Origin of the sequence: Aeromonas mytilicola subsp. aquatica (genome assembly GCF_044336385.1) — a bacterium.
GTDB lineage: Bacteria > Pseudomonadota > Gammaproteobacteria > Enterobacterales > Aeromonadaceae > Aeromonas > Aeromonas rivipollensis.
The window spans coordinates 3,278,373-3,294,817 of record NZ_CP172298.1; the positions used below are offsets into that span (position 1 = coordinate 3,278,373).

At 60.3% G+C, this 16,445-nt stretch carries 17 protein-coding genes and 1 other RNA gene; 13 read left to right on the forward strand and 5 right to left on the reverse strand.

The window, feature by feature from the left end:
• Window positions 1-160: 160 nt before the first annotated feature.
• Together ACFWHB_RS14920 and ACFWHB_RS14925 are read left to right on the forward strand one after the other, a co-directional pair.
• Window positions 161-691 carry a DUF1523 family protein gene (locus ACFWHB_RS14920; RefSeq protein ID WP_106887437.1) on the forward strand — a complete coding sequence of 177 codons (531 nt, stop codon included), beginning with the start codon at window positions 161-163 and terminating at the stop codon, window positions 689-691.
• Between the two features lie 31 nt (window positions 692-722).
• The gene (locus tag ACFWHB_RS14925) at window positions 723-1,019 is read left to right on the forward strand and encodes a winged helix-turn-helix domain-containing protein (protein WP_106887438.1); all 297 of its coding nucleotides are present in this window, start codon (window positions 723-725) and stop codon (window positions 1,017-1,019) included.
• A gap of 73 nt (window positions 1,020-1,092) precedes the next feature.
• Here ACFWHB_RS14925 and ACFWHB_RS14930 read toward each other — a convergent pair whose 3' ends face one another.
• The gene (locus ACFWHB_RS14930; RefSeq protein WP_111911189.1) at window positions 1,093-1,563 is read right to left on the reverse strand and encodes a hypothetical protein; all 471 of its coding nucleotides are present in this window, start codon (window positions 1,561-1,563) and stop codon (window positions 1,093-1,095) included.
• Window positions 1,564-1,592: 29 nt separating this feature from the next.
• Window positions 1,593-2,528 carry a pyrimidine-specific ribonucleoside hydrolase RihA gene (gene rihA / locus ACFWHB_RS14935; RefSeq protein WP_111911187.1) on the reverse strand — a complete coding sequence of 312 codons (936 nt, stop codon included), beginning with the start codon at window positions 2,526-2,528 and terminating at the stop codon, window positions 1,593-1,595.
• A gap of 208 nt (window positions 2,529-2,736) precedes the next feature.
• On the opposite strand from rihA, the gene ACFWHB_RS14940 reads away from it, so the two are divergent.
• Window positions 2,737-3,432, forward strand: a complete 696-nt coding sequence (locus ACFWHB_RS14940; protein ID WP_395948766.1) for an RluA family pseudouridine synthase — start codon at window positions 2,737-2,739, stop codon at window positions 3,430-3,432.
• Window positions 3,433-3,586: 154 nt separating this feature from the next.
• Here the strand turns inward: ACFWHB_RS14940 and udp are convergent, their stop codons facing one another.
• Window positions 3,587-4,342 carry a uridine phosphorylase gene (udp, locus tag ACFWHB_RS14945; RefSeq protein ID WP_106887442.1) on the reverse strand — a complete coding sequence of 252 codons (756 nt, stop codon included), beginning with the start codon at window positions 4,340-4,342 and terminating at the stop codon, window positions 3,587-3,589.
• 392 nt (window positions 4,343-4,734) lie between these two features.
• Here udp and yiaY point away from each other — a divergent pair, with 392 nt between their 5' ends.
• The 3 genes from yiaY (at window position 4,735) to ACFWHB_RS14960 (ending at window position 7,121) form a co-directional block, all read left to right on the forward strand.
• Window positions 4,735-5,886, forward strand: coding sequence for an L-threonine dehydrogenase (gene yiaY / locus ACFWHB_RS14950; protein WP_395948767.1), 1,152 nt, complete (start codon window positions 4,735-4,737; stop codon window positions 5,884-5,886).
• A gap of 133 nt (window positions 5,887-6,019) precedes the next feature.
• On the forward strand, window positions 6,020-6,358 hold the full coding sequence (locus ACFWHB_RS14955; RefSeq protein ID WP_005325779.1) for an outer membrane protein assembly factor BamE: 339 nt from the start codon (window positions 6,020-6,022) through the stop codon (window positions 6,356-6,358).
• A gap of 127 nt (window positions 6,359-6,485) precedes the next feature.
• Entirely contained in the window at window positions 6,486-7,121 is a 636-nt protein-coding gene (locus tag ACFWHB_RS14960) for an NAD(P)H-binding protein (protein WP_395948768.1), read from the forward strand.
• An 87-nt stretch (window positions 7,122-7,208) separates the two neighbouring features.
• Here ACFWHB_RS14960 and ACFWHB_RS14965 read toward each other — a convergent pair whose 3' ends face one another.
• Both ACFWHB_RS14965 and ACFWHB_RS14970 read right to left on the reverse strand, forming a co-directional pair.
• Window positions 7,209-7,568, reverse strand: a complete 360-nt coding sequence (locus tag ACFWHB_RS14965; protein ID WP_106887445.1) for an RnfH family protein — start codon at window positions 7,566-7,568, stop codon at window positions 7,209-7,211.
• Window positions 7,561-7,995, reverse strand: coding sequence for an SRPBCC family protein (locus ACFWHB_RS14970; RefSeq protein WP_042650424.1), 435 nt, complete (start codon window positions 7,993-7,995; stop codon window positions 7,561-7,563). The genes ACFWHB_RS14965 and ACFWHB_RS14970 overlap by 8 nt, the downstream gene beginning before the upstream one ends.
• Window positions 7,996-8,245: 250 nt before the next feature.
• Here ACFWHB_RS14970 and smpB point away from each other — a divergent pair, with 250 nt between their 5' ends.
• The 7 genes from smpB (at window position 8,246) to ACFWHB_RS15005 (ending at window position 14,996) form a co-directional block, all read left to right on the forward strand.
• Window positions 8,246-8,734, forward strand: a complete 489-nt coding sequence (smpB, locus tag ACFWHB_RS14975) for an SsrA-binding protein SmpB (RefSeq protein WP_025326288.1) — start codon at window positions 8,246-8,248, stop codon at window positions 8,732-8,734.
• Window positions 8,735-8,856: 122 nt separating this feature from the next.
• Window positions 8,857-9,216, forward strand: a transfer-messenger RNA (tmRNA) gene (ssrA, locus tag ACFWHB_RS14980).
• Window positions 9,217-9,393: 177 nt separating this feature from the next.
• Window positions 9,394-10,677, forward strand: coding sequence for an integrase domain-containing protein (locus ACFWHB_RS14985; protein ID WP_005325798.1), 1,284 nt, complete (start codon window positions 9,394-9,396; stop codon window positions 10,675-10,677).
• Between the two features lie 106 nt (window positions 10,678-10,783).
• Window positions 10,784-11,584 carry a hypothetical protein gene (locus ACFWHB_RS14990; protein ID WP_148304710.1) on the forward strand — a complete coding sequence of 267 codons (801 nt, stop codon included), beginning with the start codon at window positions 10,784-10,786 and terminating at the stop codon, window positions 11,582-11,584.
• Window positions 11,585-11,688: 104 nt separating this feature from the next.
• Entirely contained in the window at window positions 11,689-11,907 is a 219-nt protein-coding gene (locus tag ACFWHB_RS14995) for a helix-turn-helix transcriptional regulator (RefSeq protein ID WP_041206172.1), read from the forward strand.
• Between the two features lie 9 nt (window positions 11,908-11,916).
• Complete coding sequence (locus ACFWHB_RS15000; RefSeq protein ID WP_005325809.1) at window positions 11,917-12,066, forward strand: hypothetical protein; 150 nt, start codon at window positions 11,917-11,919, stop codon at window positions 12,064-12,066.
• 119 nt (window positions 12,067-12,185) lie between these two features.
• A complete protein-coding gene (locus ACFWHB_RS15005) occupies window positions 12,186-14,996 on the forward strand; it encodes a DUF927 domain-containing protein (RefSeq protein ID WP_395948769.1) in 2,811 nt (936 codons plus the stop codon).
• Window positions 14,997-16,445 lie beyond the last annotated feature (1,449 nt).

Sequence of the window (16,445 nt, forward strand, 5' to 3'; positions counted from 1 at the left end):
TCCTCCCCCTTCTCTTTGGCAGACCCCGGGCCCGGCACCGGGGTCTGTCCCCTCCCGTTTAAAACGGCTTTTTGCCCACAAGGCGCCATTAGGGGCTGGGCTGCATCCACAAATATGGGTATGGTAGAGGCACGTCATTCCCCCTCACCCAGAGAACACCATGAGCCTGAAGTTCAAGAAACCCGCCTTTATCGCTTTGGGGCTCATCGCCCTCGTGTCCGCCACCTGGCTCGATTTCTATCTGCCGGAACACACCATAGCCACCATCACAGGGGTCGAGGTGAAGCGCACCGACAAGGATGGTCCCATCAGCCAGAAGAACCCGGCCGACGGCCCCATCACCGACGTCTATTACATCTACACCGAGCGTCCCGGCGAGAAGATCCGGGTGTTCCGCAATGAAGATACCGGCTGGGGCTGGCCCTTCTACTTCAAGTTCAATGCCGCCGACGTCCAGGCCAAGGCCAAGTCCATGGAGTTCGAGAAGCGCCTGGCCATCATCACCTCCTACGGCTGGCGCGTGAACATGTTCTCCCTCTTCCCCAACGTCACCAAGATAGAGAGCACCCAGCCCGATGCCTCCACCTGGAGCTTCTTCCGCTGGTTCTGGTTCGGTGTCTGGGCGCTGGTGATGGGCAAGGCCGCCATCGCGACCTGGCGCTACTTCGACCGTCTCGAGGACGAGATATGAGGGGCGCACCGGCATCAGGCGGAGACGGGCAATGACGGAACCGAGCAAGACCCGCACCAGCTTCTACCGGCGGCTCTACGTGGCCCATCTGATAAGCCAGGGCACGGACACTGTGCCCGCCATCATGGCCGCCACCGGCATGCCGCGCCGCACCGCCCAGGACACCCTGAGTGCCCTGGCCGAACTCGATATCAGTTGCGCCTTCGAGCAGACCGAGGGGGCCCGCCACCTGCAGGGCCACTATCGCATCAGCGACTGGGGCCCCATCAATCCTGACTGGATCAAGGCTCAACTGCCGGTCATCAAGCAGACCCTGGGTTATCCCTGAGGGCGAGCTGGCAATCGATAAATAGAGAGGGGAGCCCAGGCTCCCCTCTCTATTTATCTGCAGGATGCGCCCCCTATTCCGGGAAGGGCTCCTCCGGCAGCGGATCCGCCGACTCCCCCTTGGTGCAGTCGATGATGGAGCGCTTGGGGTTGCCCGGGTCACGCAGCAGCAGGGGGGCCTCCCCCCTGTCGTGTTTCTGCTCGTCGGCAAACTCGCTGCCGTAGGCGTTGTGGGTCAGCCTGCGCGCATTGGCGATGGGGGTATCCACAAACAGGGCGTGCACCTCGAAGGTCGAGGCCGGGATCAGGAATCCCGTGATGGGCAGGCCATGAAGCTCCTGGTGGGTCTTGTACCAGGCGAAGCCGTCTGACGTCTTGTCGGGGGTGAAGGTCTTGAGCAGCGGGTGGGACGGCTCACCGCTCTCGCTGTCCAGGTAGAGATCGTCCAGATCGCAGGTCGCCAGCCCCTGCCACATCCTCTCGAAGGGGGTGGCACAGGCCGTCAATTGCATACATGTCAGCAGTGCCAACGTCCCTTTCCACATGCCCAACCCCTTATTCGATGTCCGAGTTCTTAGTCAAATGCCCTTAGACGCCCCACCAGCAGATCGATGAAGCCGACCCTGTCCAGCCCCAGCAACACCCGCGCATTGGCCGGTCTGCCGGTGAGCCCGTAGCGATCCACTACCGTCATGCCGGTAGTATGGGTGCCTCCGGTTTCGATATCGACCCGGCACTCTACCCCATGGAACAGCGTCGGTGCCAGCAACCAGGCGATGGTACAGGGGTCATGGAGCGGCGCGCCAGCAAATCCCCACTTGGGATCCCTGTGGTAAATCATGAAGAAATCGAGCAGATCTGCCACGCACTGGGCCACCGGATTGGGGATGGCGCGCACCCGCGCTATGTCCTCGTCCATCACCTGGGCCTCGTGGGTCACATCCAGCCCGCACATTGTGATGGGGATACCGGCGTTGAACACCATATCGGCTGCTTCCGGGTCCACATAAATATTGAATTCCGCCGCCGGGGTCCAGTTGCCCGCCCCCGCCGCGCCGCCCATCAAGACGATGCGAGCAATCTTGGGCTTGAGCTCGGGATGGGCCGCCAGCAGCAGGGCGATATTGGTCAGCGGCCCGGTCGGCACCAGGGTGACCGGCTCCGGGCTCTCGCGCAGGCACTTGGCCATCAATTCGAGGCCCGTCATGGCCTGGGGCGCAAAGGCGGGATCCGGCAGTGTGGGGCCGTCGAGACCCGATTCGCCGTGAACGTTGTCGGCGATAATGAGCTCGCGCATCAGGGGTTTGGGCGCCCCCGCCGCCACCGGAATGTCGTGGCGACCGAGCAGGGTGAGGATGCGCAGGGCGTTGTTGAGGGTCTTGTCCGGGGTCTGGTTGCCCGCGCTGGTGGTGACCGCCAGCACCTTGAGCTCTGGGCTCGCCAGCGCCAGTATGAGGGCGATGGCATCATCGTGGCCGGGATCGCAATCGAGAATAACGGGCAACGCCATGGAGAGGCTCCTTACGACATGACAGGGAGCCATACCTTAGCAAGCCAGCGCCGAATGAACTCGGGAAGGGGTCACAAAACGGCATCGTCCTGCATTATCAATCACTTGCCACCAGGCCCGCCGGGCAGGCACTGGCCAGTTCGTCCCGATTCGCCCAGCGCCGCCGCTTGGAGTATGATCGCCCCCCGTTTCCAGCCCGCAGCCGCCCATGTCCGCCATCGTCGATACCTTTATCGCCCCCCCTTGCAGTGCCCAAATAGAGATCCTGTTCGAGGATGAACACCTGCTGCTCATCAACAAGCCGAGCGGCCTGCTGAGTCTCTCGGGCAAGAACCCGCAGAACCTCGACTCTGTCCACCATCGGCTGGTACAGGATTACCCCGGCTGCACCCTGGTGCACCGCCTCGACTTTGGCACCTCGGGGATCATGGTGGTGGCCAGAGACAAGGCCATCAACGGGATGCTGTGCCAGCAGTTCAGCCAGCGGGCGGTGGGCAAGGCCTATGACGCCCTGCTGTGCGGCCATCTGACGGACGATGAGGGGGTGATCGACGCCCCCATCGCCAAGGACCCGGCGATCTTCCCCCTGATGAAGATCTGCGCCAGCGGCAAGCCCGCCCGCTCCCGCTATCGGGTGGTGGAGCGACTGGTGCGCGAGGGCGCTGGGGGCGAGCACTTGCCATTGACCCGGGTCAGCCTGGTGCCGGAGACGGGCCGCACCCATCAGCTGCGCATCCACAGCCAGCTGCTGGGTCACCCCATACTCGGCTGCGATCTCTACGGCGGTCTGCTGTTGCCGGGCTGTGAGCAGGCGCCAAGGCTGATGCTGCACGCCAGCGCGCTGGATTTCGTGCATCCGGTGAGCGGCGAGCCGATGCAGATCCGCTGTGCAGCGCCTTTTTAGGGGCAATCAGTAGAGGCCGTCAGTAGATGACAATAGACGCGAGTGTGGCGGGAATAGTGAAAAAGGTGACGGGAGAAGAAAAGGGGCAAACGGTGGATAAAGATAGGGGCCGCGCTTTCGCAACGGCCCCCACCCCCCACTCGTGGTGGTGCTATCAGATCAGCTTGCGGGCGGCGCCCAGCACGATCTTGATGGCATCAGATTCGGTTCTCGCCATGGTTTCGGCGTTCGGGATTTCCTGCTGGGTACGGTTCACGATGACACCGGCCACCATGCCGGCGCGCAGGCCCTGGCTGGTGCACATGGTCAGCAGGGTGGCAGATTCCATCTCGTAGTTCAGCACGCCCATGGCTTGCCACTCTTTCATGGAACCCTGGAAACGGCTCACTACGCGGCCGGATACGGTGTCATAACGCTCCTGACCCGGGTAGAAGGTGTCGGAAGAGGCAGTCACACCCACGTGCAGCTTGGAACCCATCTCCTTGGCGGTGTTGACCAGCGCAGTGGTGCAGTCGAAGTCTGCCACGGCCGGGAACTCCATGGGTGCGAAGTGCAGGCTGGCACCGTCGAGGCGCACGGAACCGGTAGTGACGATCACGTCGCCCACGTTCAGGTGCGGCTGGATGGCACCCGTGGTGCCGATGCGCAGGAAGGTATTGATACCCAGCTGGGCCAGCTCTTCCACCGCGATGGAGGTGGACGGGCCGCCGATACCGGTGGAGCAGATGATCACGGCCTTGCCGTCCATCTCGCCGCGCCAGGTAGTGAACTCACGATGGCTGGCCAGGTGCACAGGGTTGTCCAACAGCTCTGCGATGCGCTTCACGCGCTCGGGGTCACCGGGAACGATCGCCAGGGTGGCGCCTTGCAGATCCGCTTTCTTCAAACCCAAGTGAAATACATCAGACATAGTGGACTCCTGGTTGCATCCCGCCGCCTCGCAGCCGAGCGCAGTTAAGGTGATTCTTTATGGTATTTTCGAGCCTGTTTCCCTCCATTGGGGAAGGCGCCAACTATGGTCGAAAGCGCTTTCCAATTCCTTGACGCGCTTCACACTTCCGCGCATCAGCGGCCCTAAAAAACCGGCAAAACGTTTGCTAACCTGATGAATTTCTTGAAAAACGTTTTTATACCGAACAAGAGGCAAGGGCCCTTGTCAATCCCCGCCTGGCCCCGGTTTTTCGGTACGTGATCGAGTCCATAAAGTTGCCAATCAGATACCATTGACCCCTTTTCATCCCCTCTGGCGCTGTTATGTTGGGGCCCGCATACCACTTAATGGCTAATCATACGGAGTCCACCATGGCGACATTCAAGTTCTACATTCCCGCGGTCAACCTGATGGGGGCGGGCTGCCTGCAAGAGGCGGCGGCCGACATCCAGGGTCATGGCTTTCGCAAGGCGCTGATCGTCACCGACAAGATCCTCAACCAGATAGGCGTGGTCGCCAGGCTCACCGCCCTGCTGGCAGAACATGGCATTGAAAGCGTGGTTTTCGATGAAACCAAGCCAAACCCCACCATGGCCAACGTCGAATCCGGTCTGGCCATGATCAAGGCCCATGGCTGCGACTGCGTCATCTCGCTGGGGGGCGGCTCCCCCCATGATTGCGCCAAGGGCATCGCCCTGGTGGCCACCAACGGGGGCTGCATCCAGGATTACGAAGGGGTGGACTGCTCCGCCAGGCCGCAGCTGCCGCTCATCGCCATCAACACCACTGCCGGTACCGCCTCCGAGATGACCCGTTTTTGCATCATCACCGACGAGGCCCGCCAGGTGAAAATGGCCATCATCGACAAGCACGTCACCCCGCTGATGTCGGTCAACGACCCCGAGCTGATGCTGGCCAAGCCGGCCGGTCTCACCGCCGCCACCGGCATGGACGCCCTGACCCACGCCATCGAGGCCTATGTCTCCACCGCCGCCACCCCGGTCACCGATGCCAGTGCCGTGATGGCAATTCAGCTTATCGCCAAACACCTGCGCACTGCCGTCAACCAGGGGGACGACCTGCACGCCCGCGAGCAGATGGCCTATGCCCAGTTCCTGGCCGGCATGGCCTTCAACAACGCCAGCCTCGGCTATGTGCACGCCATGGCCCATCAGCTCGGCGGTTTCTACGACCTGCCCCACGGGGTCTGCAACGCCGTGCTGCTGCCCCACGTGCAGGCCTACAACGCCCAAGTGAGCGCCGTACGTCTGAAGGAGGTGGCCCGCCACATGGGGGTGGATGTGAGCGCCATGAGCGACGCGCAGGGGGCCGAGGCGGCCATCGCCGCCATCAAGCAGCTGGCGCTGGATGTGAAGATCCCGGCTGGTCTGGAGCAGCTGGGCGTCAAGGCAGATGATTTCGACGTGCTGGCCAGCAACGCCCTGAAAGATGCCTGCGGCTTCACCAACCCCAAGCAGGCAAGCCACGAAGAGATAGTCGCCATCTTCCGCGCCGCCATGTGACGGAGTAATTATGTGTCAGGGCCGCCACGCGGCCCTTTTTATTGGCAGGAGGATCAATGGCTTTTTACTTCCGCACGGGGAGTGGGTATGATTTGCCGAGCTAAAAAGACTGTATGGATGATCTGAACCCGATATGCGGATGAAACACCTGATTGCCGCGGCCCTGACCGCCCTCACCCTGTCCGGTTGCAGCCTGGTCTATCGCATCGATATTCCTCAGGGCAACTATGTGGAACAAAAGCAGGTCGACAAGCTGCGCCAGGGCATGACCCGCGAGCAGGTCGAGTTCGTGCTGGGTTCTCCCATGCTGCGCGACGGCTTTGACCCCAACACCTGGTACTATCTCTATGAGTTCCAGCCAGGTCGTGGTGACAAGGAGCGCAAGGAGCTGACCCTGAACTTCGTGGGAGACAGACTCGCCACCGCCACGGGTGACTTCCCCCTCCCCGCCGCCTTCACGACCCCGCTCTGATAGCATCACAAAACCGGCCAAGGCCGGTTTTCTCTTGTCTGGCCTCCGATCGGGTTTCACAGGGGCGCACTCCCTGAACCATGATCAAGGAGGTCAACACCCCTCGTCATCCCCTCAAGGAGATCACATGAGCCAGATCCTGATCGCCGGGGCAACCGGTCTGGTCGGCCAGGCCCTTATCCGTCAGCTCGGCCCCGAGCACCGGCTGACCCTGCTCTGCCGCCAGCCGGGCGAGGCTGCCCCCAATCGGCACTGGCTGCCGGTGAACTTCGAACGCCTCGACGAGGTGGCGCTGCCCAACGCCGTCGACATGGCCTTCTGCTGCCTCGGCACCACCCGCAAGGACGCCGGCTCCGATGGGGCGTTTCGCCGGGTCGATCACGACTATGTGCTGGCCTTTGCCGCCCTCGCCCGCCGCCACGGCTGCCGGCGCCTGCTGGTCGTCTCCAGCCTGGGAGCCAACCCCGGCTCCCCCGCCCTCTATCCCCGCACCAAGGGCGAGATGGAGCAGGCCTTGCTGGCGCAGGCGTGGCAGCGGCTCGTCATACTGCGCCCCGCCATGCTGCTCGGCCACCGCCAACCCCCGCGCAGATCCGAGCAGATAGTTCAGGCCATCTATCCCTGGATAAAACCCCTGCTGCAGGGGCCCCTCAGGCGCTGGCGGGCCATAGAGGCGAGCCAGGTGGCGCACGCCATGACGGTGCTCGCCAACCAGGCTCAGGGGGTCGAGATAGTGCAGAACGAGCGACTGCTCACCCTGTAAGGCCGAGATCAGTGCAGCCCCTATGGTAAAACATCCAATAGAAAAGAGGCGCCGTGGCGCCTCTTTTCATTGCTCGGTCTCCCCGCATCAGGTCGATTCGCCGTCGTCCCGCTTGCGGTGCACGTCGGGGCGCCCGCCGGTGACCACGTCGGCCCGTCCCTCTTCCTTGGCCTTCTCCGCCCGCTTCTTGCGCATCTCCTTGGGATCGGCGATGAGGGGACGGTAGATCTCGATGCGATCCCCGTCCTGCACCGGCTCGCTTCCCTTGACCGGACGGCTGTAGATGCCGAACTTGTTGACCGAGAGATCGATCTCCGGGTGTTTCTGCACTATGCCGGACTGCTCGATGGCAGCCAGCACGCTGGTGCCCGGGGCCACCCGGATGCACAGCACGGTTTGCCGCTCGGGCAGGGCATAGGCCACTTCGACATTGAGCAGATCAGACACCGTAGACCACCTTGGCGCGGTTGGAGAAGGCGAGCACCATGGAACTCACCAGGTCGCGGAAGATCTGGCCAAAGGCCAGCTCGATCAGCTTGGAGGTAAATTCAAAGTCGAGATCGAACTCCACCTTGCAGGCATCCACGTCCAGCGGCGTGAAGGTCCACCAGCCCGCCAGCTTGCTGAAGGGGCCCTCCACCAGCTCCATCTTGATGGCGCGGTTGGCGTCGAGCAGGTTGCGGGTGGTAAAGGTCTTGGCGATGCCTGCCTTGGCCACATCCACCGAGGCCATCATGTAGTCCTCACCCGTCTCGTGAACGCGGCTGCCGACACAACCGGGCAGAAACTCGGGATAAGCGTGAACATCATTGACCAGACGGAACATTTGTTCCGCGCTGAACATCACCAGGGCACTGCGAGTAATACGGGGCATGGGCTTTCCTCATCCAATCGGGCCGATTTTATCACCTTGCCAGCCAAAATCACCGCCGAAACTGCTCAGCGGGCCGCCACGCGTGCAATTCCCCCCCTTTGCAGCCCCTGATGACCAGCTTGAGATCACCTTGCCAGCCAAAAACATCACCGAACTGCTCACAAAGCCGCCACTCGAGTGGTTGCGCGTTTTACAGCCGCCGCCACCCACGTATAATGCGCCTTCCTAAACATTGCCGAAGGCCCCCGTCATGAGCAAAAAGAACAGTAAAAACAAAGCCGGGTCCAGCACCATTGCACTCAACAGAACCGCCCGTCACGAATACTTCATCGAAGAGCGCGTGGAAGCCGGTCTGTCCCTGCAAGGGTGGGAAGTCAAATCCCTGCGGGCGGGCAAGGCCAACATCAGCGAAGCCTATGTCATCTTCCTGCAGGGCGAAGCCTTCCTGTTCGGCTCCAGCTTCCTGCCGCTGAACGCCGCCTCCAGCCACGTGGTGTGTGACCCGACCCGCACCCGCAAACTGCTGCTGAGCCGCCGTGAACTCGACAAGCTCGAGAGCCTGACCGCCCGCCAGGGCTATACCATAGTGCCGCTGGCGCTGTACTGGAAAGAGTGCTGGGTCAAGGTCGAGATCGGCCTGGTGAAGGGCAAGAAAGAACACGACAAGCGGGAAGACACCAAGGCCCGGGAATGGGACCGGGAGAAGGCCCGCATCATGAAGAACAAGAACCGCGGTTGATTGTGCGCCGCCAGCTCCCGTGGGGCGACCAATAAACCAGCAATCGACCGGCCCGTGCCGGTCGATTGCCATCAACGCCTTGCCATGGCAGGATTTTTGCGTACAATCGCTTTTGACAACTTGGGGCTGATTCTGGATTCGACAAGATTCACGAAACCCAAGGTGCATGCCGAGGTGCGGTAGGCCTCGTTAACAAACCGCAAAAAAATAGTCGCAAACGACGAAAACTACGCACTCGCAGCTTAATAACCTGCGCTGAGCCCTTCTCCCCTAGCTTGCCTGTGTCCTAGGGAATTGGAAGGTCATCCTTCACAGGATCGTGTGGAAGTCCTGCTCGGGGCGGAAGCATTAAAACCAATCGAGCTAGTCAATGCGTGGCGTGTCTCTCCGCAGCGTGCTGGCGAATGTAAAGAGTGACTAAGCATGTAGTACCGAGGATGTAGTAATTTTGGACGGGGGTTCAAATCCCCCCAGCTCCACCAAACAATGTTCCGAGCAGGAACGAAGAAGACCGAAAACCCGCAGGATTCAACGCCTTGCGGGTTTTTTATTGTCCGTGACGTTCGAGAAAGTCGCCTAAATCCAGCTCTAAAGGTAACATCTGTAGTAACACCACTCTGGTAACACCGCTTTTGGTGTTACGTTTGACAGGTAACACCATGAGCAACGACAAACTTAGTGATTCAAAGGTAAGAACTGCAAAGCCAGGGGTACCGCCGAAGGCCAAGCCGGGTGAGCCGCTGGTCAAAGAGTACAATTTGGCTGACGGGGAAGGGCTTTACCTGAGAGTAAAGCTGAATGGCTCTAAACTGTGGCTGTTCAACTACTACAGGCCAAGTGACAAGAAGCGTTCAAACATTAGCTTCGGTGCTTACCCTGATGTAACGTTATCGGCAGCCCGAGAGCGGCGGCGAGAGGCCCGCGCCCTACTGGCCAAAGGAATTGATCCCAAGACTCACAAAGAAGAACAGGCCGCCGTTGCCCAAGCGGAACAAGAGGCCAGCGCCAACACTTTCGAGCGGATGGCTGCCAAGTGGCTGGATCTCAAACGTCATAGCGTGACCGAGGAATATGCTACAGATTCGTGGCGCTCCCTTGAGCTCTATGTACTGCCGTTTATGGGCTCAATACCCATCGACCAGATCCGCGCCCCCAGGGTGATCGAGCTACTGCGCCCGCTGGAGGCTGACGGCAAACTTGAGACAGTGCGCCGCTTGTGTCAGCGAATAAACGAGATCCTCGACTACAGCGTTAATCATGGCCTACTCGATGCCAATCCCTGCTCTGCCATTCGCAAGGTATTCAAGAAGCCCACCAAGAAGCATATGCCCACCCTCAAACCAGACGAGTTGCCGCTGTTGATGGCCGACATTGCCAACGGTCGCCTGGAACATACCACCCGCTGTCAGATTGAATGGAGCCTTCACACGCTGGTGCGCCCCGGTGAATCGGCGGGTACCCGTTGGGACGAGATAGACCTTGAAGCCAAGGTGTGGAACATCCCTGATGATCGCATGAAGATGGATCGCCCCCACCGGGTACCGCTCACCCCGCAAGCTGTTGCCCTGCTGAAGTACATGAAGCCGATCAGTGGCCACCGTCCCTTTGTGTTCCCTGGCCGCCGGGATCCATTGGGTCATATCAACGACCAGAGCGCCAATGCCGCTCTGAAACGGCTGGGCTATGGTGGACGACTGGTGGCCCATGGTTTGCGTTCGCTGGGTAGTACCACCCTCAACGAGCAAGGCTTTAACCCGGATGCTATCGAAGCGGCCCTATCCCACGCCGACGAGAACGAGATCCGCCGCGCCTACAACCGCTCCGATTACTTCGAGCAGCGGGTGATCATGATGGGCTGGTGGAGCGAACACATAGAGCAAGCGAGCCAAGGGAACCTATCTCTAGCGAGCGGTTTTAAGGCATTGAAGGTGGTGGGCGAGTAACGGCCACCAACCGCAAAAATTACTGGGCCTATCTCGATGGATATAAAAGCGGAAAGCCTTGTCCGCCTGGCCCAGTTCTATCCTATAGATTTATAAGGGTGATCTGATGACTAGAGCTAGCTCCCTCGCAGTCCGCCCCCTGCTTCCACTTGAGTTTTGTCCGATAGAACGTGCCGCTCGCCTTCTGGACTGTGAGGTTGGGGATATTTTGCATTGGGTGAAATTAGGTTGCGTTAACATTTATATTGATTTTAATGATGAATTTTCATATCACTGTACAGAATTAAGCCTTGGTAAAGGAGTTTTGAAAGAAAAGCTGGTTCGTGCATCCTTTGGTATCAAACCTTCATTCCCAGATTTTGAATCATCCGTTTGGAGACTTTACGGTTTATGGGGGATAGCAATGACCAGTGCGCCCAGCTACATAAGACATTACTCTTCAAATACTACCTTCACCGACCAAATTACTTTATTTGCAAGGCAAGAACCGCCCCAAGAAAGAATCCTTTGCGATTCCTTTCTTCTTAAGCACGATGCCTATGCTTGGATTGAGTTGGACAATGAACATATCTTGCCAACTCCACTTCTTGTTTACGAAGACTTGGAAAAACTACATCGGAACATTCACACCGGGCAGCGATTTCCTATCAGTACCGACTACAAAGAACAGGGCGCGATGGAGCAAATGCTTGCTGCGACTGGGGGACAACCACCTCGAACAACTGCAAACCAATGCCTGGCCATTGTGGAATTGCTGACCGCTCACGGATTCACAGACGAGGATTACCAAGGGAGTATTGAGGCATTGCAGAAAAAAATCTCACGGCAGGGGTTGGGGGGCAAGCTGTCCAGCATAGACAAGAACACACTGAGCACCTGGCTAGAAAGGGCCGGAGCCAGACGGTGATTTTTCTGCAATAACTCACCGTGAGTTTTTCCATAACTCCCCCTCAAACAAGTTCCATCCTGCAACCATGTCCTCACCGTCAATAACGACAAGCGAGGATGAATATGGAAGCCCCAGCCACCAATAGCGCCGAGATGCGCTTTATCCGAGTACGGGAGGCCGTCGCGAGAACCGGCCTCAGCAAATCCAGCATTTACGACCTGATGGCCCAAGGCCGGTTCCCTCAAACCATCCGCCTCGGCGGTCGAACTGTCGCCTTCATCGAATCCGAAGTCGATGCTTGGATGGCACAGCGCGTCGCCGCTCGCAACGCAGCGGCATAGGGGGGCTGCATGGCTGAAAAAGAGAAGGCCGTACCGCAGAACGGCACGATCCCAATCACCAAGGGCGATGTGACCACCGAACTGACCAAGGAGGCCACCAAGCTGGTGGCCTCCTTCTCAAACCCGTCATCGGCTCCCGACCACCAACCCGCTGCTTAAGGGCAATCCATGAACCACAATACCGATGGGCTCACCGCCCAGGGCGAAGCATTGCCCATAATCAACTACCCACTGGCCTACATGGTGCCAATAGGTTGCAGAGCCGGAGAGGGTGACCTATGACCACGGTGATCAAGGGGATGGCTGGCCCCCGCTTTGTGTCTGACGTGGTGGCCGCAGCCTGTGCCCACTGGCCCGATCTGCTGACCGCAGTGGGCATCGACATCCCGACCCGTGGCAAGCATGGCCCCTGCCCTGTCTGTGGTGGGCGTGACCGGTTCCGGCTCGATGACAAGGGCGGGCGCGGCACTTGGATTTGCAACCAGTGTGGTAGCGGGGATGGGCTGGATCTGGTGTGTCGGGTGACCGGCAAGCTGCCCAAGGAGGCCGCCGAACTGCTCGCCCCGCTGGTGGGGTTATCTGCTGGTGGACTGGATCCTGCCGAACGGGAGCGCATCTACCAGCAGCAACAGGCCAATGCCGAGCAGGAGCGTAGACAGACCGAACGACAGCGCCGTAAGGCCGCCAGACGTGCCGCTGACATCATGCGGGACTGTGAGCAGGCCTACGCCCCCTATTTAGCCCGCAAGAGCTTAGGCGTGTGCCTGTGCGCCGTGAATCACAACTTGGTGCGTGAAGCAGGCGAGAACTTCCCACCGGCCAGCCTGATCGTCCCGCTCTACAACGAGGCGGCCGAGCTGGTGAACGTTCAGCTTATCCGTGACGACGGCACCAAGCGTTATCTGGCGGGCGGGCAGAAGGCCGGGGCTTATCACCGCATCGAGGACGGGGCGCTGGTGGCCGTGGTGGAGGGCTACGCCACCGGGCTATCTGTCCAACTGGCGACCGGGGCCACCGTCTATTGCGCGATGGATGCCGGGAACTTACTGGCCGTGGCCGCCATTGCCTGCCGCCAACACCCAGACGCCCGGATCCTGCTGTGTGGCGACAACGACACCACCACCCAGGGCAACCCCGGAAAGACCAAGGCCGAACACGCCGCCGCAGCCGTGGGCGGGCTGGTGGCCCTGCCACCGGTTGCCGGCGACTGGAACGACTACCATCAAGCCCACGGGCTAGCCGAGACACGAGAAGCTATCATAAGCGCCAGCACCACACCGACCACCAACCATCCCCAAGAGGCCAGCCAGAAGGGACAGGGGGCGAAGGTGATCCCGCTCCATCCTGAGCCCGTGGCGACCACCAGCGTTGATGATCAGGGTTTGCCGCCAGGGTTCGAGATCCGGGGGGATCGGCTCTGTGCCTTGATGATGGTAGGTCGGGGTGAGGATACTCACCAGGAGTGGGCGCCGATAGCCAGCCCTATCCGGGTACTGGCCGAGACCGCCGACGAACATGGGCGCGGCTATGGCCGCCTGCTGGAGTGGCGGGACAGCGCCGGACGGGTTCGCCAATGGGCCATGCCGGTCCGCTCCCTGGTGCCGCGCAACGGCGACGAGGTGTTTGCCGCCCTGCTGGATGCGGGCCTGCCGTTCATCGAGCTGGGCCACAAGCGCAAGCTGAATGCCTATCTGATGGCCTGCCAACCCGAGCGGCGGATCACCTGTGTGGAGCGTACCGGCTGGCATGGCCGCGCCTATGTACTGCCACAGGGGGCTATCGGGCCGGATGCCGAGGGGGTGATCCTGCAAACTGCAGGCTATGCGGCCAACGACTTCACCGAGCGCGGCACTCTGCCCGAATGGCAACAAGGAGTCGCAGGGCTGGCCGTGGGCAACTCCCGGCTATGCTTTGCGCTGTCACTGGCCTTTGCTGCGCCCCTGTTGTCGCTGGTGGGCATGGAGGGAGGCGGGTTCCACCTCAAAGGAGAGAGTACGGACGGCAAGACCACCATCATGAAGGCTGCCGCCAGTGTCTACGGCAACCCGGACCGCTACAGCCAGACATGGCGGGCAACCGGTAACGCCATCGAGGGGATCGCCAGTCGCCGTAATGATGCCCTGCTGTGTCTCGATGAGCTGGGGGAACTGGACGGGCGCGAGGCGGGACAAGTGGCCTACATGCTGGCGAACGGCCAGGGCAAGGGCCGCAGCAAGCAGGATGGGGAGTTAAGGGAGCGCAAGGCATGGCGCTTACTGTTCCTCTCCACGGGCGAGCTGAGCCTTGAAGATCATGCCGCCAGTGCTGGCCAGCGCACCCAGGCGGGGATGGAGGTGCGCACTATCCAGATCCCGAGCGACACCGGACACCACGGCGCCTTTGAATGGCTCCACGGGATGGATGGCGGGCGCTCCTTCGCCGATAGCTTGAAGGCCAATGCCGATCGCCAGCATGGCACCGCCTTTCGCGCCTTTGTGGAGGGGCTGGCCGCCGACATGGAGCCGCACCGCGAGCACCTGGCCAGCGAGATCAAGCGCCTTGCCGGTGAGCTGACCCCCAAGGGTGCGGGCAATCAAGTAGGCCGAGCCATCAACCGGTTCGCGCTGGTGGCCGCTGCAGGGGAGCTGGCAACTCGGCTGGGGGTCACAGGCTGGCCCGAGGGTGAAGCCGTCCGGGCGGTGCAAGTTTGCCTCAAGGCGTGGCTGGCGGAACGGGGCCACCTTGGCAACAAGGAAGACGCCGCCACCCTGGAGCAGGTGCGCGGGTTCGTCACCTCCCACCAGCACAGCCGCTTTGCCGACTGGTTCGACGCCAGCCACCGCCCGGCCAATATGGTGGGCTATCGCAAGGCGGAGTCGTCTGGCGTGAGCTTCTTTGTCCTGCCTCCCGGTTGGGCCGAGATCACCAAAGGACGCAACCCCAAGCGAGCTGCGCAACTGTGCCTGGAGGCGGGGTATCTGCTGACCGGCAAGGACAAGAAGCGGCTACAGCGCAAGGCAAGGCTACCGGGCATGAGTGGAGTCGTGTGGGCGTACCTGCTGACCGATCGCGTACTGGCTGACGGGGCAGAGGGACAAGAGGACGAATAACGCCAGCCAGAAGGAAACAGAGGGCTGCCGCTGGTGGCCCTTTTCTTTTCGGCCTCATGCGCGAGCGTAAAAAACAAAAATGATGGGAACAGTGGGAACAAGACTGCCTAATGAGCCTGTGAGCCTTATGTACCAAGAGTTTGAGCTGTTCCCAACTAGCCCTTTATCTGGTGGGAACAAGGTGGGAACAGTGGGAACAAAAAGGCCCTGTGTTGGGTGTGTTCCCACCTGTTCCCACAACATCCTTGCCTTGGTGGGAACGGAGAAACCCAGTAACGGCGCGGATTAGCGGGCGTTGTTCCCGTGTTCCCACCGTTCCCACAATTTTTTATATATAGAACGTGAACCGACCAGCGGCGAAGCGAAGCCATTCTCTCTGGCTCGCCCGGTAGCATGCTCCCTTGCCCCAGTGCCCGAATAGCAATGCAGCTAGTGCCCGTTCGTGGTGCTGGTGAGCAGCCTCACCTATCAGCAAGCAAGCAGGCAAGCAGGCAAGCAGATCAAGGCCGCGAAACAGAGGCATCCGCATCTGATCAGGTGTGTTTATCTGATCAAGCGAAGTCGAATCAGGTATCTGATCAGGTGGGCGGAAAGCCAAAAACCCAGCAAAAAGGCCATGAGAGGTCCCATTCAAACCCCAAAAAGGGCCAATCAGGGGGGTAGATCGGAGGTGGGGCACACGCGAGCTGATCAGCCGAAACATCTGATCAGAAATTCCGGGAGCATTGGCCGACGCGCAGAGGACCACTGGCGGCCCTGTCACTACCAGAAGATCAACTCCCCCCTTGCTGCTTGTCTGATGCGCTGGCAGGATCCAGCCGCCACAAAAACCGGATTAGTGCGGAACCATGCAAGTTCAGTCATCACTCCAGGCCGTCGTAAGTCATATCGAGTTCATTTACACCCGAGCCACTGACAGACAACCGGCACAATTTCAGCTCCCATCCAACATCGCAGACGTGGAAGTCGTAAGTCCCGATAAAGACATTCTATCGGTCTGGATCACCTATCAGTTTGCAATCCCAAGCGGTTATAACGACGACCTCGAGAACATCCAAAATATGTTCATTTCGGCTATGGAAGATCTTCGTCGTAACCGCACTGCCTGACACCGGCGCACGTCAGCAAGGGCAGGCCAAGCTGGTTGCGATAGGGCGCACTACCCTGAGCGCCCCCTTGTTGGCTGGCTAACTGACGAGCAAGCTTCCCCTTCGAGCCGGTCATCCTGATCGCTCTGGGTGGCTTGTTGCTCTCTCTAGCAATGCACTGCGTCATCGTGGCGCCGATTCGACTACCAGCACGAATCGCAGGCATATCAACCTTCTTGCTGGCCCTCCAGCCGATGATTGCGACGCCCAGCTCTACTGCGGCATTCATCACCCTATGGCTAATTTTGACCGCACTGGTAGTCAATAGGGACATAAAGCGTGGATAACCCGGAAATCAGGC